This window comes from Chitinophaga sp. YR627, from assembly GCF_900114995.1.
Taxonomy (GTDB): domain Bacteria; phylum Bacteroidota; class Bacteroidia; order Chitinophagales; family Chitinophagaceae; genus Chitinophaga.
Genome location: NZ_FOUX01000003.1, coordinates 46,656 through 69,284 on the forward strand (window position 1 = coordinate 46,656; position 22,629 = coordinate 69,284).

Sequence of the window (22,629 nt, forward strand, 5' to 3'; positions counted from 1 at the left end):
AGAATGCAAACGTAAACTATGAACAGTCTCTTAGACCAGGTAATACTTGGCAACCCTATCCAGAATTATTTTATACTGGCAATTATATTGCTGTTTGTGTCCATGATCAAACGCTACCTCTCCAGAGGAGTAGCCACCCTGCTATACCGTGAGGTAAGACGCTGGGCCCCTGAGATCGGGCAACATGAATTTTCTCATCTGCTGCTGGTACCGCTGGAATATTTCCTCCTGCTGATCACCTTCATGCTGACGATAGATCACCTGAATTTCCCACCTGAACTGGATGTAACCGTATATAACGGTTACACTGTGAAGATGGTGCTGCATACTCTCATGGAGCTGGCGCTGACCATATCCATCATATGGATCATCCTGCGTGTGATTGACTTCGTATCACTCATGATCAGCAAAAGCGCCGATCTTTCCCATGACATCACTGACAATCAGTTCATCGTATTCTTCCGGGATTTCTTCAAAGCGATCGTATTCATCTTTGGCGCTATCGCCTTTATACGCATCCTCTTCGGAGCGGTATTAGTGAACAAGATCATCGCTGGTCTTGGCATCGGTGCGGCTGCCCTTGCACTCGCTGCGAAAGAAAGTATTGAAAACCTGATCTGTTCCTTTATCATCTTCTTTGATAAGCCTTTCCGGGTGGGAGATGCCGTAAAAGTGGATTCCTTCCAGGGTAACGTGGAAAAAATCGGCTTACGCAGTACGCGTATCCGCACACTGGAAAAGACCTATGTGACGGTACCTAATAAGAAAATGGTGGATAGTGTACTGGATAACCTTTCACTGCGTACGCACCAGCGTGCCGCTATGCGCCTGGAGATAGCAGGTGATACACCGGCTGACAGCATCATGGAGGTATTGAATGATATCAGACAGCTGCTGATTTCAAACGAGCGGGTACAGGAAGGATTCGTACTGAACCTGAATGAGTTTACGAAAGATACCTATGTTATTCAGCTGATCTATCTGACACAGGTGATTGAAGGTGTACCATATAACGGACTGCGAAACGAGATCAACCTGGCGATCATTGCCATTATGGAGAGAAGAAATGTGAAGCTGAGCAGCACGAAAGTGGAGATACACGAGAAATAAACAAGCTTTATAAAATACAGGAATCCCCGGTTTAACTATACTTATCTTTCATTGATCTATCGTTCAAAAACGTAGCACTAACGAAGGATAAGTATTGTCTAACCGGGGATTTACTATTAAGAATTTGTATGATCAGTCTTTATCTTTTCTGTTAGCTTTCAGCAGTATTCTTGCGATATCGCTTTCCAGAGATTCTCCCACTTCACCATTCAGGCGGCCGATCTCTTTACCTTCACGCAGCACGATAAAAGTAGGCAGTTTCTTTACTTTATAGTCCTGTGGTGTGCTGGTCTGCATTTTTTCATCAGCGCCATAGGTTTGCACCTGTTCATCAGGACTGCCACCCAGGATCATGATCTTATATAACTGAGGCAGCAGCTGGCGGCTCTGGTCTTCCCAGGTACCAACAACCGCTACTATATTGAATTTACCGCGATTGTCCTTAATGTAGTTCAGCATGTTATCATTTGGCTGATAACCATTTACACCGGTATAAAACCAGGCAAATGCGCTGTCATTCATCAGGGTCTGCATGTCTATTTTACCTTTTAATACCTTTTTACCGTTGGATGCTCTGCTTGCTGTGGTTTGTGCAAATGTCAATGTTGACAGTAACAGACTGCCAACCAGTAATAATGATTTCAATCGCATAATGTATTTTTATAATTGTTCCTTCAGTTCGGTCAGAAAACCTCTTACCTTTAGCAAAGCTTGTACCATTTCGAAACTGCGGGCTGCCAGTTTACGGTCTTCTTTCAATTTTTGTTTAGCACCTTCGATAGTATACTTCCGTTCTCTTAGTAAATGATAGATAAGTTTCAGGTGCTGAATGTCTTCCTGGCGGAATAAACGGTCGCCTTTACGGTTCTTTTTAGGCTGTAATATATCAAACTCATTCTCCCAGTAGCGGATCAATGAGGTATTTACGCGAAACATGGTGGCCACTTCACTGATTGAGTAATATTGCTTATCCAGGGGAATAGCATCTAATGCTCTCATCAGGTCCGGGTCATCTGCCACTTCTTTCAATGATTTCCTGCCACGTTTTTTCTGTGGAGGCTGTGTAGCCGTAACAGACGTTCCTTTGCCAATAAATGGCACGGGTGGCAAATTGTCTGATGGCATCTGTACCTGTATCTTCACGGGAATCTCCACCTCCGGCAAGGGTCTTGACGGCGGTGGCGGCGCGGGGGCCGGCTTTATGACAACGACGGGTTCCTGTACCTGTTCTGGCACTTGCACTTGCGGCTTTGGATCTGGTGAAGAAAAAAGGTCCAGTTGTTGCATCATGGTACCAAATTACAAAATTCTCCCCTTTGAGAGTTCAGCATTAACAAGTTAGTCGAATGACTGGTTGCCTGAGCGGGCAATCTTCAGCATACGGTCAAACTCTTCGGGAGACAGGTCATTAAAGAAGAAGTATACCGGGTCAACTTTCTCTCCATTCTTCACTACCTCGTAGTGGCAGTGAGGACCTGTCGATTTACCTGTACTACCTACCCAGCCGACCACATCACCACGCTTTACAGTCATTCCTGTGCTCACTTTCATCTTCAGCATGTGGCCATACAGGGTCTTATAACCATAGCCATGGTTGATCGTAACGTGGTTACCATAACCAACGTCACTGAGGCTGGCATCTTCTACCACACCGTCGCCTGTCGCATAGATAGGCGTACCTGCCGGAGCGGCAAAGTCAAGTCCGGAGTGATATTTTACCGTTTTGTAAATAGGGTCGATACGATAACCAAACCCGGAAGCAATACGTTTAAGGTCTTTGTTGGCCACCGGCTGAATAGCAGGGATGGAGGCCAGCATTTTCTGTTTATTTTTTACCAGGTCATCGATCTTTTCGTAAGATTTAGCCTGAATAGAAATACGGTGTAACAATTCCTGAAGCAAAGCGCCTGTGCTGGCGATGATCTCGCTGCTGGAGAAAGACTGCAACTGGGTCAGCTCTTCTTCCTTCTCGGCACTGCCTGCACGGGTACTATCCGGGATAGGAGAGGCCTCGAAAATAACCCGGTAGATCTCGTTGTCACGGTGCTCCAGTTCTCCCAGCTGAGATTTTACCTCGTTCATACGGTCTTCCATCGCCTCATACTTTTCATTCATTACCTCCAGCTCACGGCGTAACCGTTTCTCCTTTGGAGAATCCAGTACACGGTAGGATACAGACAGAAAGATGAACCCTGTTACAATGGCAGCAGAAACAAATCCCAGTATCCTCAACAGTTTCACCCGCAGGGACACTACGAGTTTCTCATATTTGAGCGTTTGTGTATTATAAAAGTATTTAACCTTCTTCATGTACCGGCCTTAAGCATTTAAGCAGAACCTACATTCCCAATGGAAGTCCTTCGATTACTTTTAATAGGGTTATACAGATATGGATGAGAGGGGATATAGACTTTTTCAATATTTTTGCACTCCTTTCCGGAAATACGGCAAGGTGTGCAAACCTAAGGGAATTAGACTAAAGGGCAATCTTTTGAATGTCAATTTTCTAAATACCGTTAGTTGGCTTAAAATACAAATTAAAGCCATTTAGGTGACACAAAATTAATATACATACCAATTATTTCAAATACTTATGACAGCTCCCGAGATTCGTCAGCAATTCCTGGACTTTTTTGCGTCCAAAGGCCACCATATCGTGCCTTCTGCTCCTATTGTAGTAAAAAACGACCCTACCCTGTTGTTCACCAACGCGGGTATGAACCAGTTTAAGGACTACTTTCTGGGCAACAGGGCGCCGGCCTGGAAACGGGTGGCGGATACCCAGAAATGTCTGCGCGTAAGCGGTAAACACAATGACCTGGAGGAAGTAGGGATCGACACCTACCACCATACCATGTTCGAAATGCTCGGTAACTGGAGCTTCGGCGATTACTTCAAAAAAGAAGCAATTGACTGGAGCTGGGAACTACTTACAGAAGTATATAAGCTGCCTAAAGACCGTCTTTATGTGACTGTTTTTGAAGGAGATGCCAAGGAAAATCTGGAAAAAGACCAGGAAGCGTTTGAATTCTGGAAAAAACATGTTCCGGAAGACCGCATCCTTATGGGCAACAAGAAGGATAACTTCTGGGAAATGGGGGATACAGGTCCCTGTGGCCCTTGTTCTGAGATTCACGTAGACTGCCGTCCGGATAGCGAAAGAGCACTGGTAGACGGTAAGACCCTCGTCAATGCAGACGATCCGCAGGTGATCGAGATCTGGAACAACGTATTCATGCAGTTCAACCGCCTGAAAGACCGTAGCCTGGAATCACTCCCCGCTAAACACGTGGATACCGGTATGGGCTTCGAACGTCTGGTAAGGGTGATACAGGGTAAAACCTCCAACTACGATACAGATGTTTTCTCCGGCACAATCGAACACACTGAAAAACTGACCGGACTTAAATATGGCTGTACCGACAGCAAACCCGATGTGGCTTTCCGCGTAATTGCCGACCATATCCGTGCGATCTCCTTCGCAATAGCGGATGGTCAGCTGCCATCCAACACAGGCGCCGGTTATGTGATCCGTCGTATCCTGCGTCGTGCAGTAAGGTATTATTTCTCCTTCCTGAACTGGAAGAAGCCTCTGCTGCAGGACCTGGTACCTGTACTGGCACAACAGTTCGCCAATGTATTCCCAGAACTGCTGCAACAGGTTGATTTCGTACAGAAAGTAGTATTCGAAGAAGAAAACAACTTCCTCCGTACCCTGGATAGCGGTATCCGCAGAATTGAAGACTTTATGGGCGCTGCCAAAGAGAAATCTGTGGACGGTAAAACAGCCTTCGAATTATATGATACTTACGGCTTCCCATACGATCTGACCAGCCTTATTGCGTCTGAAAACAACTTCAACGTAGATGAGAAAGGTTTTGAAGCTGCTATGAAAGAACAGAAAGACCGTTCCCGTGCAGCAACTGAACTGGATATGGGCGACTGGACCGTACTGAACGAAAATGCAGAATCAGTATTCGTAGGATATGAGCTGTCTGAAACAGAAACTTCCGTATCGAAATACCGTAAGATCAAGGCAAAAGGTAAAGAACAGTACCAGCTGGTATTGTCACAGACGCCTTTCTACGCAGAAAGCGGTGGCCAGGTAGGAGATACCGGTACCCTGACCTTCGGCGCAGAAACCGTTCAGGTAACCGATACCAAAAAGGAAAATAACCTGATCGTTCACTTTGTAGATAAACTGCCTGCTAATATTACCACAGCAGCCAAAGCAGTGATCAATAAAAACAACAGGCTCAGCACCACCATGAACCACTCCGCTACGCACCTCCTGCACGCAGCACTGCGCCAGGTACTGGGTACACACGTAGCACAGAAAGGTTCCCTGGTGAATCCTGAATACCTTCGTTTTGACTTCTCTCACTTTGCGAAAGTAACAGACGAGGAACTGGCACAGATTGAAGAGATCGTGAATGAAAAGATCCGTGCTAACATCCCGGTAGTCATTAAAGAACTGCCAAAGGACGAAGCCCTGAAACTGGGTGCAATGGCGCTCTTTGGTGAGAAATATGGTGATGTGGTACGTGTAGTGGTAATGGATCCGGGTTATTCCGTAGAGCTGTGTGGTGGTACACACGTAGGTTCTACCGGCGAACTGGGTATCTTCAAATTCACTTCCGAAGGAGCAGTAGCAGCAGGTGTACGTCGTATTGAAGCCGTTACCGGCAGCAATGCACTGGCATTTGTCAATGCACAACTGCAACAACTGAAAGACATCAAAACAGCCTTCAAGAATCCAAAAGATATCGTGGCTGTTGTAGACAACCTGATCAACGATAAAGCTGCCCTGGAAAAACGTGTGGAAGCGCTGGAACTGGAAAAAGTTCGTCAGCTGTCTACCGGTCTGCAGGCAGAAGTTGAAAACGTCCACGGTATCAACTTCCTCGGTAAGATCGTGGATGTAAGTAATGCAGAAGCACTGAAACAACTGTGCTTCACACTGAAAACACAGATCGATAACCACGTATTCATACTGGCAGCAAATATCGGCGGTAAAGCGAACGTAGCACTGATGATCTCTGACAATCTGGTTGCCGAAAAAGGACTGGAAGCACCGAAGATCATTAAGGAAAAGATCGCGCCTATTATCAAAGGTGGCGGCGGTGGACAGAAGTCTTTCGCAACTGCCGGCGGACAGGAAGCTGGTCAGCTGGATCAGGTGATCACACAGGTGAAAGCAATGCTGTAATTAGTTATTAAGGATATAAAAAGGGTCTGTTTACTGTATAGTGAACAGACCCTTTTAGTTTATACTGTTATCTTTTTTTCCGCAGGAAGCTAAACCATTTTCTTTTCTGTTTTTGCGGAAGCAATACTGGTCCCCGGATCACCGTGATCCGTCCCATACTCCCCGTTACAAACCTATGACGGGTAGGTGCATATGCGATCACTTCAAAATCTTTACTCATCGCAGGACATCCGGCTAACAAGTCTTCGGTTGTATCTACCGGTTGGCAAGGCGGTGTAAATGTTGTATCCATATGTATGGCAGAAACCGGAGCCTTTATTTTTGTATCACGCCCCTCAACACTTCCAATTCCCACAGTCATTGCTGCACTCAATAAAAGAGCAGGCGCCAATGAGTGGTCGGGGAGCCTTTCTGTCACTAACTCTCTGTTCAGTTGATCCTCTCTGTAATGCCCACACAGGCCTCCGTTCGACTGGCTTATAATATGCACGATCTCCTGATCTGACATACCAGAAAAATCAACTACATTTTTATTGCAATGCTGACAAAAGCGCCCATCTGACGATGGCGTCATCTGATTCCAGGATTGTGTACAAGGGGTGGGCACATCTATCCTGAGGGATGTGATCTTATTCATTGGGGTTGGTTTATACCCAATTTACTTTATTCTGCTGAAAGAAAATCATGAAGCCTGCAGACGGTTCTTCTTCATGGGGAGGTACGGGTTTTTCCAAAAGTAATGTTAATTCCAGGCCCATGCATAACATCACACCCGTGTTCGTCTATTTTAACTTTTTGTTTATATATCGCCCCCCTAAATTTGTCACTGTTAATACCACACTTACAATTAAAAAGGAACATATTATGAGCAAGCTATTGCAAACCCTTACACTGGCAAGCATTACCTGCTTTGCTTTCAGCTCTGCCACCATCGCGCAGGATAAAAGCGGCGACAAACTGGGAGAGTATGACGAGATAGTTATTAAACGAAACACCAGTAAAGATGGTAAAGTGACCATCGAAATCAAGGATGGCAATGTCCTGGTTGACGGGGAGAAAATGGATGCTTATAAAGACGGTGATATTTCTGTGTACAGACGTCGCATCCGTCCTGTAGATGGTAATACGTTCAATTTCGCGATGCCTCCGGGTGGAGGCGGCATTCAGTTGTTCAATGAGGATGATGAATCCGGTGATAATGTACTGGATATCAAACCAGGTAAAGCCGTACTGGGTGTCTTTACTGAAAAGAAAGAAGCGGTTGGCGTAACAGTGAAAGAAGTGGCAAAAGGTACCCCTGCAGAGAAAGCTGGTTTACTGGCAGGTGATGTGATCACTAAAGTGGACGCTGATAAGGTAGACGAACCAAAAGACCTGTTTGAGAAGATCGGTGCGCATGATCCTGGTGATAAAGTAACGATCACTTACTTCCGTGATAAAAAAGAAAATACGGCCACTGTGACACTGGATGAAAGAAAAGGTGAAGGTACGCTGGAGCTATTCCCTCATAATGACAGAAACTTCCGTCGCATGCCCCGTGGTAGTTTTAACTTCGGAGATGGTACGCCGGGTCCGGGATTTCCTGGTCCGGGTTTCAATCGTGACTTCCGTGGTTTCCATGAAAACAACGAGGTAAAACTGGGTCTTTCCGTACAGGATACTGAAGATGGTAAAGGTGCAGTGGTACTGAGCGTAGCGCCTGGCTCCGCTGCTGAAAAAGCCGGATTTAAAGTCAATGATATCGTTACTGATATTGCAGGCAATGAAATCAGTTCTACCCGCGATGTGGCGAATGCTTATCGTAACAATAAAGATAAAGGAGCTTTCTCTGCGAAAGTGAAGAGAAACGGTCAGTCAAAAACGCTGGAAGTAAAAGTGCCAAAGAAATTAAACAAAGTGGATCTGTAATGATCCGTCTGTGTATTATAAAACAAAGGGAGCTTCATTTTTGAAGCTCCTTTTTTATGCAATAAAAAGATTTCAATTACACCATATCAAAATAACATCACTTCAACAGTCTTTTGACCAGCCAGAGTTTATTTTTGAAAGGCGGATATTTCATCGCAATATCGATCCAGGTACCGGTTTTCATAATACTCTTCGGATGGGTAAAAGTATCAAAGCTGTATTTCCCATGATACTGTCCCATACCACTATTGCCAACACCACCGAAAGGCAGTTCGGGATTGGTAAAATGACCCAGTGTATTGTTGATACAGGCGCCGCCGAAACGCAGCTGTTCTGTTATCAGCTTCTCTGTCGCCTTACTGCTGGTAAAGAGATACAATGATAATGGATATGGTTGTTGTCTGACTAAATGCATGGCCTCCTCCAGGGTTGTGTAAGAAATAACCGGCAGAACAGGGCCGAATATTTCTTCCTGCATCACCGGACTATCCCAGGACACATGATCCAATAGGGTAGGGGCCATAAACAGCTTACTTTCATCTGCTGTTCCACCATGTATGACAGTTCCCTGTGTCAGATATGTCTGTAAAGTTTTTAAGCGTTTTTCATTGATGATGCGTGCGTAATCAGGACTATTAACTGCCTGCTCTCCGAAGAACTTTACAATCGCTTTTTTCATAGCGGCAATCAGCTCATCTTTCACTTTTGTATGCACCAGTATATAATCCGGTGCGATACAGGTTTGACCTGCGTTCCAGAACTTACCCCACACGATCCGCTTAGCCGCTACTCTGATATTCGCCTTCTCATCCACTATACAGGGCGATTTACCTCCCAGTTCCAATGTAACCGGTGTCAGGTGCGGAGTGGCCATCTCCATTATTTTACGACCGATGGCTGGTCCACCGGTAAAGAATACATGATCAAAACGGTGCCGCATCATATCGGGAATGACGGTACTGCCGTCACCTTCCAGAGTAGTAATGTAGGCAGGATCAAAAGTCTCCTTAATCAGTGCAGCTATCACTGCTGAAGTACGGGGTGTTAACTCGGAAGGTTTTACAATCGCGCAGTTTCCACCCGCTATAGCACCCACCAGCGGGGCCATGATCAGCTGAAAAGGATAGTTCCAGGGAGCGATAATGAAAACGAGGCCCAGCGGCACCCGGTGTATACGGCTTTTGCTGGGGTACATGGTAAAGGGACTGGTAACCTTTTCCGGCCGCATCCATTCTCTGAGGTGACTGAGCATATGCCGGATTTCGACATACAGGGTACCTATTTCGCTGCTATATGCCTCTACCGGATGTTTATGCAGATCGGCCTGTAAAGCGGCCAGAATGTCCTTTTCCCGCTTTTTAACAGCTGATTTCAGCAGGCGAAGCTGCTGCCTGCGAAATTTATATGACAGGGTTTTACCCGACTCGAAAAAGGCCTGTTGTACGTTATAGATCTCCTGGGTATTCATACACCCTGAAAGGTACTGAAAATGACCCAGCTGCCATGAGCGGCCCTATACATCACATCAATACAGCTATGACAGAATACAGGTTAAACGCTGGTGTATGCGGAAAATATGGTAAGCCAGGGGCGGTCTGAAAAGAGGATGCCCGGACAGCATATAGGTCAATGGAGATCTACAGAATAATTTGTAATAGTAAAAAATGAATATATGACTGTAAATGGAGTATCAGATGAGACAGAATATAGGTTGAATGGTTCTGCAGTACAAGAATACTAAAATTTTGTTAAATTCCAATAAGATTAACAGATTTCCCCTGGCTGACCGGTCATCCCTTTCATTCCGGCAGATCCTCCGGCCATAAAAAATGTGGCTGAGTCCTTATCTGGTAACGCTTTAGCTGTATTTCCCATCTCCCGCTGCGGGCTACAGATCAATCTGTACTACCTTTCTACCCTTCATTGTATATATTTGTGCTAATAGCAGAAGATTATCATGAGCGCAGCCATCGATTCAGACAAATATGAAGTAGTTATCGGCCTTGAAGTACATGCCCAGCTACTGACAGAAAGTAAATTATTTTGTGGAGACAGTGCAGCTTTCGGAGGCGCTCCCAATACCCATATCAGCCCGATCACACTGGGTCATCCGGGTACCCTTCCAAAACTGAACCGTAAAGCGGTGGAATATGCCATCCGCCTCGGTCTGGCCTGCGGTAGCAGGATTGAGAGGGAGAATTACTTTGCCCGTAAAAACTATTTCTATCCGGACCTTCCGAAAGGTTACCAGATATCCCAGCATACAGCGCCCATCTGTGATGGTGGTATCGTTGCCATTCCCGTGGCCGGTGGGCAGCGGGATATTCAGCTGAACCGTATTCACCTGGAAGAAGATGCCGGTAAGTCCATGCACGACCAGGACCCTTCATTTACGATGGTGGATTACAACCGTGCAGGAGTACCATTGGTAGAGATCGTGACCGAACCGGCACTGCATAGCAGTGATGAGGTATATTCCTTCCTGACCACCCTCCGCAGACTTGTACGCTGGCTGGACGTTTGTGACGGCAATATGGAAGAAGGCAGTATGCGTTGCGACGCCAATATTTCCATCCGTCTGAAGGGAGAGACCAAACTGGGCACAAAAGTCGAAGTAAAGAACCTGAACTCTATCCGTAACGTAAAACGTGCGGTAGAGGGTGAAATAAAACGCCAGATCTCCATCGTGGAAGAAGGCGGCACCATCCTGCAGGAAACCAGGAGTTTTGATGCCGGTAACGGTACATCTTTCTCCCTGCGTTCCAAAGAAGAAGCGAATGACTATCGCTACTTCCCGGAACCAGACCTGGCGCCTTTCCACCTGACAGAAGACTACCTCGATCAGCTGTTAAAGGCTTTACCGGAACTGCCGGAAGCAATGGTAGAACGTTATGTCAGCCAGTACGGACTGCCTGATTATGACGCACGTGTACTGTGTGATGATAAAGCAACGGCTGATTACTATGAGCAGGTAGTGGCGGTTACTCCTAAACACAAGGCAGTGGCGAACTGGCTCTTAGGTCCGGTAAAATCCACCCTGAACGAACAGGGCGCTGCTATCAGTGATTTCGCGCTGTCACCTGCTGCGCTGGCAGGTCTCATACAGCTGGTAGAAGATGGTAAAGTGAACTTTTCCATCGCATCTTCCCGCATCTTTCCGGAACTGCTGCAAAACACCGCAGAAAAACCACTGGATATAGCAACAAGACTGAACCTCCTGCAGGATAACAACGCCGGCAGCATCGCACCGATCATTGACGAGGTCCTGTCAAAATATCCGGATAAGGTGGCAGAATTCCGTAAAGGTAAAAAAGGTCTGATGGCCCTCTTTGTCGGAGAAGTAATGAAGCTCTCCAAAGGCAAGGCCGATCCTAAACTGACCAACCAATTACTTGCTGAAAAACTGAAATAATTATAACTGAAGAATATGAAGAAACTTGCTTTATGGGCAGCCACCGGGTTATTCCTGGCCAGCTGTTCACAACAAACTGAGAAAGGCGATTTTACGATCAACGCACATATAGACAACGCTCCTTTAGGTACAATCTATCTGGAAGAGCTGACCACGGAAGAAGTGAAAGTAGTGGATACTGCGGTTATCAAAGACGCCAGCGGAAAATTCACACTGAAAGGTATGCTGCCTGAACAGGCCTTATACCGCATCCGTTTCGGAGAAACAAGCCGCCTGATCCCGTTAGGCCTGGATGCAGGTACAATGAGCATTACCGGTGACTTCAATCACCTGGATCAGCTGAAGATCGAAAACTCTGAAGCAACTGTAGAAATTCAGCAACTGCTGAATGAAGCAAGTGCAAAAGATAAAGCACTCTCTGCTGAAATGCAGGCATTGGATAGTCTGCATCAGGTAAAAACACCGGATAGCGTACTGCAACCAAGAGTAGCCGCTTTCCAGGCTAAACAGGAAGACTTTAAGAAGTTCCTGGTAAAATCAGCTACAGAAACAAAATCTCCTGCTGTTGCTGCATTTGCGATGAGCATTATCGGCCCGCAGGTGCTGCTGGAAGATCCTAAAACAGTAGAAGAAATTAAAAAGCATTTCCCTGAGAATACCCTCATCGTAAGCTTTGCCGATAAACTGAAACAGGGTGCACAACAGACAGAAGAACCAGGAGAAGAAGCCAACATGTCTACTGTAAAGATAGGCCAGGCTGCTCCTGATTTCACACTGCCTGATCCGGCAGGAAAACCTGTCAGCCTCAGTTCTTTCAAAGGAAAATATGTACTGGTTGATTTCTGGGCCAGCTGGTGTAAACCCTGCCGTATGGAAAATCCTAACGTCGTAATGGCTTACAATAAGTTCAAAAGCAAAAACTTCACCGTACTGGGTGTATCACTCGATAAAACAAAAGGTAAATGGGAAGAAGCAATTCAGGCAGATGGTCTGACATGGACACATGTAAGCGATCTGAAATTCTGGGATTCGCAGGTAGTGCCTTTATATGGCATTAATTCCATCCCTTCCAACATGTTGATCGACCCACAGGGTAAAGTGCTCGCAATCGGCCTGAGAGGCCCTGCGCTGGAGTCTAAATTACAGGAAGTACTACAGTAATATCAACTGCTGATAAAGAAAAAGCGTCCGCCATTGGCGAGACGCTTTTTTTATTTATTGGTCGACCACAATTATTTTTTATACCCCGGATTCTGTTCGATGTTCAGATTCACATCGATCTCACGTTGTGGTATCGGGAAGATCGCAGTAGGAGAGTTCGCCTCAATCGTACATCTTGGCGTATTCAGCTGCGCCGGATTGTTACAGGTAGTACGTACAATACTCAGCTTATTCCTCAGCAGATCAAAGTAACGATGGCCTTCAAACATAAATTCCACACGCTTCTCCTTCAATACGGCTGTCAGCACATTAGCATCAGGTACGTTTTCAAGTGCTGTCAAATTACGATGTGCACGAATCTCATTTACATCTGCCAGCGCCAGCGCATAACTACCGGTTTTAGCGTATGCTTCTGCACGGATCAGGTATAATTCGGATATGCGCAGCACCTTGATACTGTACAAACCAGATATACCATCCTGTCCGGAGAACTTGTTATTCTGGAATTCAGAAGGACTACCACTGAATTCAGATACGAATACATTTCTCGCATCAGCTGTTTCCAGCACATTCTTCAGGTCAGGAGACACCCTGATATCTCCATAACCCGGCTTCAGATAAATACGGCCAAGGTTATCAGAACCTAAACTTTCATTACTGAGTATTCTGAGCGTAAAGATATCTTCAGTAGTACCGGGTGTATTATAAAAATTTGCCAGGGTATTTGCAGGCGCGATACTATAACCCGCGTTGATCACTTCTGTAGCAGCAGTGATAGCAGCAGCGTCATCTCCTTTGTACAGATGTACCCTTGCCAGTAATGCGCTTGCAGCATAGGAACTGGCAACATAAGGCGTATTCCTGGTTTTAGCCAGTAAATCTCTGGCAGTTGTCAGATCAGCAATGATCTGTTTGTATACCTCGTCAACAGTATTTCTTTTTGGCGAACCGACTTCAAATTTTGTTATCAATGGTACGCCAAGGGTACCGCCTCCACCAACTGCATAAGGCGTTGAAAACACACGCAGCAGATCGAAATGACCAAGCGCTCTTACAAACAATGCCTGCCCCAGTGCACTGTTCTTTTCTTCTGTTGTACCATCTTCAAGCTGCGGCACGCTATTGATAATGTTATTTGCACGTAAGATCACCGCATACACCCTGTTCCATACACCTGTTACATCAACATCAGCCACCAGCCAGCTCAGACGCCAGCTTGAAAGAAAACGGTTACTGTTACTTAAAGAAAGGTATACGTTATCAGCAGCTATTTCCGGCATCACCAGATAGTTCCTGCCATAATATTCAGTCCCTCTCAGACCTTCATACATACCGTTTACAGCAGCATTAACACCCTGTATTGTTTTCAATGCATCCGCAGTTGGTAATTTATCTGCCGGATAAAGGTCCAGTTGTTTGTTACAGCCCTGATTGACTACAAGCAGCACTGCCATTAATATCGGGAAAAATAATTGTTTCATAGCTTATCAGTTACCAGGATTAGAAGTTAATGTTTGCGCCGAATGTGATGCTCTTTGAAGGTGGATATCTGAAGAATTCCATCGCACTGATATCCTGCTCAGGATCCCATCCTGTATAGCTGGTCCAGGTAGCAAGATTTGCTGCCTGTGCATAGAGTTTTACACTGGTGAAGCTGGCAGCTTTGACCCATCTTGCAGGCAGACTGTAACTCAGGTTAATATTTCTGAGACGCAGGAAAGATCCATTTTCCAGATATCGTGTTGACAATGCAGAGTTGGCATTCTTATTACCACCCGGAATAGGTTTAGGTCTGTCTGCAATGTCGCCTGGTTTACGCCAGTAATTCTCAGCAGTCAGTTTATCATATCCGTATCCGAAATAAGCACCATCGGCATCACCCAATATTCTTGTTCTGTTAAGAATTTTGTTGCCTGTTACTGCGTAGAAGAATACAGAAACACCAATTCCTTTATACTGGAAAGTGTTTGTCAGACCACCGGTAAATTTCGGCTGACTATTACCCACAATCCTTCTTTCCGCAAGGTTGATATTATTGGTTGTTTTACCGTCAGCAGTATACCATAACGGATCACCATTCTGAGGATCTACACCTGCCCATTCATTGAGGTACCAGCTTTGCACCGGATGTCCTACTCTATGTAACTGTGTACTGTTTGCGCCAGCTACATCACGGCCCATGAACAGCGATGTGACCTTATTTCTGTTCATACCAATATTGAGCTCTGTCGTCCAGCTGAAACCACCTTTATCCTGAAAGTTTTTAGAGGAGATCAATGCCTCAATACCTTTATTTTCCAATGAACCGATGTTGGCCATCTGCGTAGTAAATCCACTGGTAGAAGATACTGGTGTGTTCAGCAGCAAACCATCTGTCTTACGTTGATAAACATCTATCGTTGCTGTGATGGCACCCTTCAGCAAGGCAAGATCCAGACCGATATTGAAAGACTTATTTTTCTCCCATGTCAGATCAACGTTACCAATTGTGTTAGGCGCATTACCAGGTGCTCCGTTGTAGGAAGTACCATAGTCATACAATGCACGGGCTACGAAGTTATCTATCGTACCAAAATCAGCGTTCCCTGTCTGACCATAGCTTAAGCGAAGTTTCAGATCAGAAAACACCTCCTGCGATTTCATGAATTCCTCTTCTATCAATCTCCAGGAAGCACCTACAGAGAAGAACGTACCATAGCGGGTATTCGCACCAAAACGCGAAGAACCATCTGTTCTGAAACCAACGCTCAGATTATATTTCTGTCTGAAGGAATAATTCAACTGTCCCATATAAGACAGGAATGTATAATCAGTGGCATTACCGCCTACAGCCTGCGGAGTAGCAGTGATATCAAGCACTTTCAGGTCACTGCCGATAATACCAATACCTTCCGCACTGAATGATCTTGACTTAAAACGGTTGTATTCTGTCAGGGCCAGATAATCCAGCTGATGTTCCTCGCCGATATCGAAATTACCGCTCAGTGAAAACTGATTTGTCACTGTGGAGGCCTTTACATTCTGATTATATACGCTTCCGCTTTTCAACGGATCAGCAGCATTGTATCCATCACCGGTAGTAGGATCATAGAACAGATTAGCTTCTGTATTTACCATATCGAGATTGACTCTTTCCTGTACTTTCAACCAGTCGAATATGCGGTAGGAAACAGTGGCGCCACCAAGACCACGGAAGTTGGATAATTTCTTGTCGTTCCTGTAAACAGAATACAGGAAGTTATCTCCGCTGGCAGCATTAAAATCGGATTCAAGACCGGTATACAGTGAACCGTCAGGTTTGTAAGGACTCTGGAATGGAGAAACGAAGTATGCACCCAACAGGGGACTGGCGTAATAGTTACCGCCCATTGCACTTCTGGCGTCGCCTTGTGAAAGGTTGAGATTCATCGCGATATCCAGTCTGTCGTTTACCTTCTGCGATACATTGGAAATGATCGTATATCGTTTCAGACCGGAGTTGATCAATGTTCCTTCCTGATCATTATAACCAGCGGAAATGTACAATTTTGTTTTCTCGCTACCACCGGAAGCAGAGATACCATAGTCCTGCATCTTAGCCGTACGGAAACCGGCGTCACGCCAGTTAAAACCTGTTGCCAGCAGCGAAGCGGGGAACTCCGCATCAATTTCTGCCGGTGTAAAATCATTCAACGCCAATACATCCCGATTATAAGCATAGCTTGCTGCGGGACTTAGCAGGTCGGATTTACCAAAGCTCGGTTTGGCAGTACCATATTGCGCACGCGCACCGAATGTAGTAACACCTGTTTTTCCTTTTTTTGTGTTAATAACGATCACACCGTTGGCGCCTCTGGAACCATACATCGCAGTTGCAGCCGCATCTTTCAGGATATTGATAGTTTCAACATCATTAGGATTCAGGTTAGCCAGGAGGTCATTGGATTGCAGCGCAAGGTCGCCACTTTTATTGACGTCACGGCCATCTACGATGATACCATCGATCACATAAAGCGGCGCAGCGCTGGCACTAATGGAGCCGACACCGCGGATACGCACATTCTGTACAGAACCCGGCTGACCGGAAGCGCCGCCAACAAATACGCCGGCTGCCTGTCCCTGCAGGGCCTGATTGATATCAACAAGCGGTGTGTTGGCCAGCTTCTCCGCTGTGACCTCAGCGACTGCACTTACCTTTTTTACCCTGTTGGTATTGATATAACCGGTGGCAATGTATTCAGTAAGTGTATTGTCCGCAACCAGTGATACATTAACTGTATTACTATTATCAGGTTTCACGGTTTGCTGGGTAAAGCCAACACTTGAAATAACCAATGTCTGCGTACCGGAAATATCGATGCTGAAGTTTCCACTCAGATCGGTCGCAGTTCCTTTATTGGTTCCCTGTATTCTGACAGTGGCATAGGGTACGGCAGCGCCGTCTTTTGAGTCAGTTACCTTGCCTTTAATCGTTCGTGTTTGGGCATACGCGGTCATCCCGCTGATGGCCACGAATAGCCATAGGAGTAAAGTGTGTTTCATAAGCGATTTTGATTGATAATAAACGTCCGGATATTTACTTCATAGTTAAAATTTAGGATAATGAAATGCCACAGCCCTTACGCACAGGTATTTTTGTACGTATGGCGCTCTGCCGACGGATCAACACAAAAAAGGGAATGTATGCTACATTTCAGGCAACAATTATCCAGCCCCCAATGTCAGGCAGCAGCGTAAACCAGGTAGTTAGTTTTTGATGTTCAATAGTACGTTTAAGTAATTCCTCTCTATACGGCAAAAGTTGGTGGGTCGGGTCTCTCCAAGGAATTCAAATTCGAATATTAGATTTTGGTTCAGTCTAGGTCACAATAAGTCGTCTACTGCAATATATGAAATTCGGAGGAATTTATCTTGTGGTTTTAGCAGAGATTTTTGAAATAAAAAAAGCGGCGTTAAATACATGTATTTAACACCGCTTTCTATAAAATGATTGAGTTTAGTAACCCGGATTCTGTTGCCCCTGCAGCGCCGGACTCACATCAATTTCTCGCTGTGGAATTGGCAGTATCACACGCTCAGCGCCTGCTTTCTTCTCAGGATCATTATCACGTAACGCAAGTCCTCTTCTCAGTATATCCATTCTGCGATGTCCTTCAAAGCAAAGTTCTTTTCTACGCTCATTCAGGATAGCTGTAATGAAAGCATCGGTGCTGGCAAAAGTATTGATATCCCATTCTGCCAGTCCTGCACGTCTTCTCAATTCATTCATCCGATCGATGGATTCCTGGTTCACGCCATTCATAGAGGCTAGTGCTTCTGCTCTGTTGAGATACATTTCAGTGACTCTGATCAGCGGAGCGTTGTCTTTGAAAGTACCGATATTCGGGAACTTTAAAGTAAAGCGTCTTTTCTCATTATTTGCAGCATTTCCTTCATCACTTGCGAGAAAACGTTTGTCGTTTGGTTCTGCTGAAAATGCAGTGATCAACGATGGCGCAAACGGACAGGCACCTATAGCAGAGCTACCCGATGTCGGACGATAGTAATACGCCCAACCCTGTCCGCCGCCCGGAGGATCTGTGTCTGTATTCTGAATAGAGAATACATCTTCCATGGTGTTACCATCATAGAAGCCATAATCTCCTGATAATTTGTAGTATGGCGATTTCAGCACGCTATCTGCATACTGTGCCGCTTTATCCCATTGTTCACGGTACAGATATAATCTGGACAACAGGGCAAATGCAGCTCCTTTGGTAGCTCTGCCTCTTGCCAGTGCAGCATCAGGGAATGTCGCAGAAAGATCAGGAAGAGCTTCTAACAGGTCTTTTTCTATCTGAGCATGTGCAGCATTCACTGTTCCTCTTTCGGTATAGATGATAGTACCATTAAAGGCAGCCGTAACGATCGGAATACCAGGGCGGGTACCCTTGTCTACCTGATAAGGCTGAGAAAACAGGTTCAGCAACTGAAAATACAGGATGGATCTCATGAATTTTCCTTCTGCCACGTACATTTTGCGGTCTGCTGCTGAAAAGGCAGGATCCTGTACCAACGGCACTTTCTCCACCACCATATTCGCACCCATGATCGCATCATAGTGGATACGCCACATTTCACTGATGATAGAGCTGGCTGGCGTCGCTGTAAAAGTATTGATCTCACTAAGACCGGCAACAGCTCCATAATAATTGGCATTATCTGCCATATAATCGGCGATGATCTGAGGTTGAGCCCCGAATACCTCCGGACGTTGAGAGCGGCTGTATACGCCGTATAATGCGCTTAAAGAGGTTGCTCCGGATGTAAATACATCCTCCGAAGGGATAGCCTGCTCAGGATCCTGCTGAAGGTCCTTACTGCAGGAAAACATGCTGGTACAGGTAACACCTGCCAGTAGCCATATCCATATCTTATTTTTCCGGTTCATGTTGGCTGTTTTCATTTTTTAAAATACCAGGTTTGCACCTACAGTGATTGATTTAGGCTGAGGCAGGGAATAGTAGCCCTCTCCGGCTACCTGTGCGTTGGTACCATACTGGGATACTTCAGGATCAGCACCGCGGAAATTTTTATCCTTCACTGTCCAGAGGTTTTGTCCCATTACATACAGACGGGCGCCATTCAATACACGTGTATTGTTTAACACCTTAGCCGGTACATTGTAACCCAGGCTAAGCGTTTTCAGACGCAGGAAGGAGCCGTTGAACAACTGTGCGTTGGATAACTGAGCGAAGCTGCTGCCATTTTTCCAGGAAGCACTGGTCGCCGCTGGTGCAAATGCCTGATCACCTGGTTTCTGCCAGTAATTCAGCAGGTCTTTACTCAGGTTGGTGGCTGTACTTTTATTTATGTTGTCAAGCTCTTTGAACTCATTCAGCAATACTTTATTGCCATAAGAGAAATAGAAATTCACACCCAGATCAAACTGTTTGTAACGAACGGTATTATTGAATCCGCCTGTCCATTTTGGCAAAGCACTACCTGCAACGATCTGATCTCTGGCAGTAGGCGTGCTGGTCGTTTTTCCGTCTTTGGTGTACCACTCAGGATCACCGGTTTCTGGATTGATACCTTTATAGTTCAGCAGGTAGAAAGTGTTCAGTGTATAACCCTGCAGTACGCGCTGGTTGTTATTAGAACTCAGGATGTAATGCCGGCCTTCATCATCTCTGTTGTCAGCTGGTAGCGATAATACTTTGTTCTTTACCAGTCCCATATTTAAGGAAGTGGTCCACTGCAGGTCTTTTGTTTTTACAGGTATACCTGTGATCTGCAGATCTACTCCTCTGTTACGCATTTCTCCTGCATTTCTGGTGGCAAAACCAAAACCCGTGGTAGAAGGCACAATTGCATATAACAGGAGATTTTCTGAATGTTTGCTATAGTAATCAACTGATAACTGAAGTCTGTTATCCAGCACATTTACAGCAAGTCCCAGGTTCATCTGACGGCTTTCTTCCCAGCTCAGATCAGGATTTTTGATCTGGGTAGGTCTTAAACCCGGCTGTCCTGCATAACCAGCATCAGTACCAGAGGTATACAGTCCCATATAGTCATAGTACCCTATGCGGTCATTACCAGTCACGCCATAGCTGGCAGTCAGTTTCATGTAGTCAATGAAGCGCAGATCACGGATGAATTTCTCTTCTGACATGATCCAGCCTCCGGACACCGCCCAGAAGTTACCATAACGTTTGCCTGCGTCAAAACGGGACGAACCATCCCGGCGTAACGATCCTTCAAACAGATACTTGTCCTTAAAACGGTAGTTAGCACGGAAGATATAGGATTCCAGTCCCCATGCTTTTCCGGTAGCAGCACCTGTATTGGTCGCAGCCGATCCCACATTCAGGAACTGATCGCTGGTAAAGCCGGTACCCGTTACTTTGATATCATCATATCTGGCTGTTTCGTAGCTGTATGCAGCCAGAACGGAAACCTGATGTACATCCGCGAAACGTTTATCGAAATTAATACTGTTAGTACTTAACCACTTATAATCCTGCCACAATGCACGCCCTGCAGTACCTAAAGTACCTGCATTCGTAGGGGTTGCGGCCTGAAGCTTCGATGATCTGCGGTACCGTTCTTCTGTTTCCAGCAGATCCATACCCCAGTCGGTTTTTAACGAGAGATAATCAGTAATATTTAGTTTTGCATATGCGTTACCGGTATTACGGCGGGTATAGTATTTATTGGTGCTCAGATAAACATTCGCCAACGTATTGGTCGTTATATTCGCATACTGTCCATCATCCGTATAAGCAGCAGTAATAGGCGTATTGAGCAAACCTCTTGTATATGGTGCCTGGGAACCACTTTCAATATTGATACGGTCCATATTCGTATAGGCCGTATTGAAGTTAACACCCAGTGATAAATATTTATTGGCCGTATGCTCCAGGTTAATCCTGCCTGATAGTTTCTGCAGATTGTTTCCAATCACGAAACTTTCATCTTTTGCATAATTACCACCTATATAGAAACGGGTCTTGTCGTTACCTCCACTGGCTGATAATGCATAATTACTGTTACGGCCAGTCCTGCTAACCAGGGATGGCCAATCAGTGAATTTCGCCGGAGCAGTGATCGGTGTAGCACCTATCGCTTTGGTAACATAGTTATTAAAGAAGTTAACGTATTCATCACCATTCATGACATCTATCTTACCGCTGGGACTCACCCAGCCAGTAGCATAGTCAAGCTTTACCTGAGTTTTATTCCGGTAACCGCCTTTTTTTGTCAATATCAATATCACGCCATTGGAACCCCTTGAACCATAAATTGCGGCAGCCGCAGCATCTTTCAGTACAGTAATAGATTCGATATCCTCAGGATTCATTTCCAGCAGCGGATTCAGAGACGCACCGCCGCCATAGGCTGTATTGTAAGAACCGTCATTCAACGGCACCCCGTCCACAATGAATAATGGCTGTGTACCTGCTGTGATAGAAGCAGTTCCCCTTACCCGGAGTAACGAAGCGTTACCCAGCAGACCGGAAGAATTGGTCATACTGACACCTGCTACCTGCCCCTGCAGCAATTGCTGGGGAGTAACGGCCGGTACATTGGCAAAATCAGCAGCTTTTACTACCGATACAGCTTCTGTGGTATATTGCTGGGCCTGTTCTCCATACCCAACTACCACTACTTCAGATAGTTTGGAAGAAATAGGTTCCAGTTTTACATCAAGGCGGGTCATATCCGGTCCGACTTTTACCTGTCGGGAAAGATACCCAAGCATAGAGAATTGCAGTTCGGGAGTGCCCCCGATGCTCATAGAATAGGATCCATCCGGATTAGTGGCAACGCGATAGGTAGAGCCTTTCAGATGGATAGTAACACCGGGCAGAGGCGTTCCGCTGCTATCGGCAGTAACGGTGCCTGTAAGTGTTCTCATCTGTGCGAATGCTGGTAGCACAGAGATTAATGAAAACAGATACAGGAATACTCCTTTTTTCATCAAACAGATTTTTAATTTAATGCAGGAAGTCAGGCATTGTGATATATAGTACCAAGATTGAGAATCGCATTTGTGGTGAAATGCGATGATTTGTCCCCCGTGTCTTTTATTATTTTGATCTTCACACAGTCAAAAAAGCAACACAAGATATAAAAATTCTTACAAAGATGTAGGGATGTGTGGTTTAACGCATAGATGGGAAATAGGACGCCCCCTCCGGGGTACTACTCAAATCAGGGAATAAAACAGGCAGGAGATATAGATAAAATCAGATAATTACGGTACCGCCTGTAGGAGGCTGACTAATATATCTATTGACGTTAGTAATCTGTCAGTCGATATGTACATCCTCCGGGCACGCAGTAATGATGTAAAAGAAAAGGG

At 45.5% G+C, this 22,629-nt stretch carries 14 protein-coding genes; 5 read left to right on the top strand and 9 right to left on the bottom strand.

Annotated features, from left to right (window positions below):
• The first annotated feature begins 18 nt into the window (after positions 1-18).
• Positions 19-1,110 (top strand): mechanosensitive ion channel family protein, encoded by a 1,092-nt coding sequence (locus tag BMZ72_RS15635; protein WP_089809932.1) that lies wholly within the window; start codon positions 19-21, stop codon positions 1,108-1,110.
• A 132-nt stretch (positions 1,111-1,242) separates the two neighbouring features.
• Here the strand turns inward: BMZ72_RS15635 and BMZ72_RS15640 are convergent, their stop codons facing one another.
• The 3 genes from BMZ72_RS15640 to BMZ72_RS15650 are packed head-to-tail and all read right to left on the bottom strand — an operon-like array spanning position 1,243 to position 3,420.
• Positions 1,243-1,761, bottom strand: a complete 519-nt coding sequence (locus BMZ72_RS15640) for a thioredoxin family protein (protein WP_089809934.1) — start codon at positions 1,759-1,761, stop codon at positions 1,243-1,245.
• A 9-nt stretch (positions 1,762-1,770) separates the two neighbouring features.
• The gene (locus BMZ72_RS36980) at positions 1,771-2,400 is read right to left on the bottom strand and encodes a MerR family transcriptional regulator (RefSeq protein WP_255373209.1); all 630 of its coding nucleotides are present in this window, start codon (positions 2,398-2,400) and stop codon (positions 1,771-1,773) included.
• A gap of 48 nt (positions 2,401-2,448) precedes the next feature.
• Positions 2,449-3,420, bottom strand: coding sequence for a M23 family metallopeptidase (locus BMZ72_RS15650; protein ID WP_089809936.1), 972 nt, complete (start codon positions 3,418-3,420; stop codon positions 2,449-2,451).
• A 283-nt stretch (positions 3,421-3,703) separates the two neighbouring features.
• Between BMZ72_RS15650 and alaS the strand changes: the two genes are divergently transcribed.
• Entirely contained in the window at positions 3,704-6,319 is a 2,616-nt protein-coding gene (gene alaS / locus BMZ72_RS15655; RefSeq protein WP_089809938.1) for an alanine--tRNA ligase, read from the top strand.
• Between the two features lie 67 nt (positions 6,320-6,386).
• Here alaS and BMZ72_RS15660 read toward each other — a convergent pair whose 3' ends face one another.
• The gene (locus BMZ72_RS15660) at positions 6,387-6,956 is read right to left on the bottom strand and encodes a hypothetical protein (protein WP_143087706.1); all 570 of its coding nucleotides are present in this window, start codon (positions 6,954-6,956) and stop codon (positions 6,387-6,389) included.
• A gap of 227 nt (positions 6,957-7,183) precedes the next feature.
• Here BMZ72_RS15660 and BMZ72_RS15665 point away from each other — a divergent pair, with 227 nt between their 5' ends.
• A complete protein-coding gene (locus tag BMZ72_RS15665) occupies positions 7,184-8,227 on the top strand; it encodes a PDZ domain-containing protein (RefSeq protein WP_177222808.1) in 1,044 nt (347 codons plus the stop codon).
• A 97-nt stretch (positions 8,228-8,324) separates the two neighbouring features.
• Here BMZ72_RS15665 and BMZ72_RS15670 read toward each other — a convergent pair whose 3' ends face one another.
• Complete coding sequence (locus tag BMZ72_RS15670; RefSeq protein WP_089809943.1) at positions 8,325-9,695, bottom strand: aldehyde dehydrogenase; 1,371 nt, start codon at positions 9,693-9,695, stop codon at positions 8,325-8,327.
• A gap of 489 nt (positions 9,696-10,184) precedes the next feature.
• Here BMZ72_RS15670 and gatB point away from each other — a divergent pair, with 489 nt between their 5' ends.
• Together gatB and BMZ72_RS15680 are read left to right on the top strand one after the other, a co-directional pair.
• Positions 10,185-11,639: an Asp-tRNA(Asn)/Glu-tRNA(Gln) amidotransferase subunit GatB gene (gene gatB / locus BMZ72_RS15675; protein ID WP_177222809.1), complete on the top strand. Its 1,455-nt coding sequence runs from the start codon at positions 10,185-10,187 to the stop codon at positions 11,637-11,639.
• 15 nt (positions 11,640-11,654) lie between these two features.
• Positions 11,655-12,800: a TlpA disulfide reductase family protein gene (locus BMZ72_RS15680; RefSeq protein WP_089809946.1), complete on the top strand. Its 1,146-nt coding sequence runs from the start codon at positions 11,655-11,657 to the stop codon at positions 12,798-12,800.
• A gap of 71 nt (positions 12,801-12,871) precedes the next feature.
• Here BMZ72_RS15680 and BMZ72_RS15685 read toward each other — a convergent pair whose 3' ends face one another.
• The 4 genes from BMZ72_RS15685 to BMZ72_RS15700 form a co-directional block, all read right to left on the bottom strand.
• Positions 12,872-14,281 (bottom strand): RagB/SusD family nutrient uptake outer membrane protein, encoded by a 1,410-nt coding sequence (locus BMZ72_RS15685; protein WP_089809948.1) that lies wholly within the window; start codon positions 14,279-14,281, stop codon positions 12,872-12,874.
• 19 nt (positions 14,282-14,300) lie between these two features.
• A complete protein-coding gene (locus BMZ72_RS15690) occupies positions 14,301-17,321 on the bottom strand; it encodes a SusC/RagA family TonB-linked outer membrane protein (RefSeq protein WP_089809950.1) in 3,021 nt (1,006 codons plus the stop codon).
• A gap of 454 nt (positions 17,322-17,775) precedes the next feature.
• Positions 17,776-19,209, bottom strand: coding sequence for a RagB/SusD family nutrient uptake outer membrane protein (locus BMZ72_RS15695; protein WP_218155256.1), 1,434 nt, complete (start codon positions 19,207-19,209; stop codon positions 17,776-17,778).
• A gap of 18 nt (positions 19,210-19,227) precedes the next feature.
• On the bottom strand, positions 19,228-22,245 hold the full coding sequence (locus tag BMZ72_RS15700; RefSeq protein WP_089809951.1) for a SusC/RagA family TonB-linked outer membrane protein: 3,018 nt from the start codon (positions 22,243-22,245) through the stop codon (positions 19,228-19,230).
• Positions 22,246-22,629: the final 384 nt, after the last annotated feature.

Excerpts from the sequence above, each read along its gene's own strand:
- BMZ72_RS15635 (WP_089809932.1), top strand. The coding sequence starts at position 19 with ATGAACAGTCTCTTAGACCAGGTAATACTTGGCAACCCTATCCAGAAT.
- BMZ72_RS15640 (WP_089809934.1), bottom strand. The coding sequence starts at position 1,761 with ATGCGATTGAAATCATTATTACTGGTTGGCAGTCTGTTACTGTCAACA.
- BMZ72_RS36980 (WP_255373209.1), bottom strand. The coding sequence starts at position 2,400 with ATGATGCAACAACTGGACCTTTTTTCTTCACCAGATCCAAAGCCGCAA.
- BMZ72_RS15650 (WP_089809936.1), bottom strand. The coding sequence starts at position 3,420 with ATGAAGAAGGTTAAATACTTTTATAATACACAAACGCTCAAATATGAG.
- alaS (WP_089809938.1), top strand. The coding sequence starts at position 3,704 with ATGACAGCTCCCGAGATTCGTCAGCAATTCCTGGACTTTTTTGCGTCC.
- BMZ72_RS15660 (WP_143087706.1), bottom strand. The coding sequence starts at position 6,956 with ATGAATAAGATCACATCCCTCAGGATAGATGTGCCCACCCCTTGTACA.
- BMZ72_RS15665 (WP_177222808.1), top strand. The coding sequence starts at position 7,184 with ATGAGCAAGCTATTGCAAACCCTTACACTGGCAAGCATTACCTGCTTT.
- BMZ72_RS15670 (WP_089809943.1), bottom strand. The coding sequence starts at position 9,695 with ATGAATACCCAGGAGATCTATAACGTACAACAGGCCTTTTTCGAGTCG.
- gatB (WP_177222809.1), top strand. The coding sequence starts at position 10,185 with ATGAGCGCAGCCATCGATTCAGACAAATATGAAGTAGTTATCGGCCTT.
- BMZ72_RS15680 (WP_089809946.1), top strand. The coding sequence starts at position 11,655 with ATGAAGAAACTTGCTTTATGGGCAGCCACCGGGTTATTCCTGGCCAGC.
- BMZ72_RS15685 (WP_089809948.1), bottom strand. The coding sequence starts at position 14,281 with ATGAAACAATTATTTTTCCCGATATTAATGGCAGTGCTGCTTGTAGTC.
- BMZ72_RS15690 (WP_089809950.1), bottom strand. The coding sequence starts at position 17,321 with ATGAAACACACTTTACTCCTATGGCTATTCGTGGCCATCAGCGGGATG.
- BMZ72_RS15695 (WP_218155256.1), bottom strand. The coding sequence starts at position 19,209 with ATGAACCGGAAAAATAAGATATGGATATGGCTACTGGCAGGTGTTACC.
- BMZ72_RS15700 (WP_089809951.1), bottom strand. The coding sequence starts at position 22,245 with ATGAAAAAAGGAGTATTCCTGTATCTGTTTTCATTAATCTCTGTGCTA.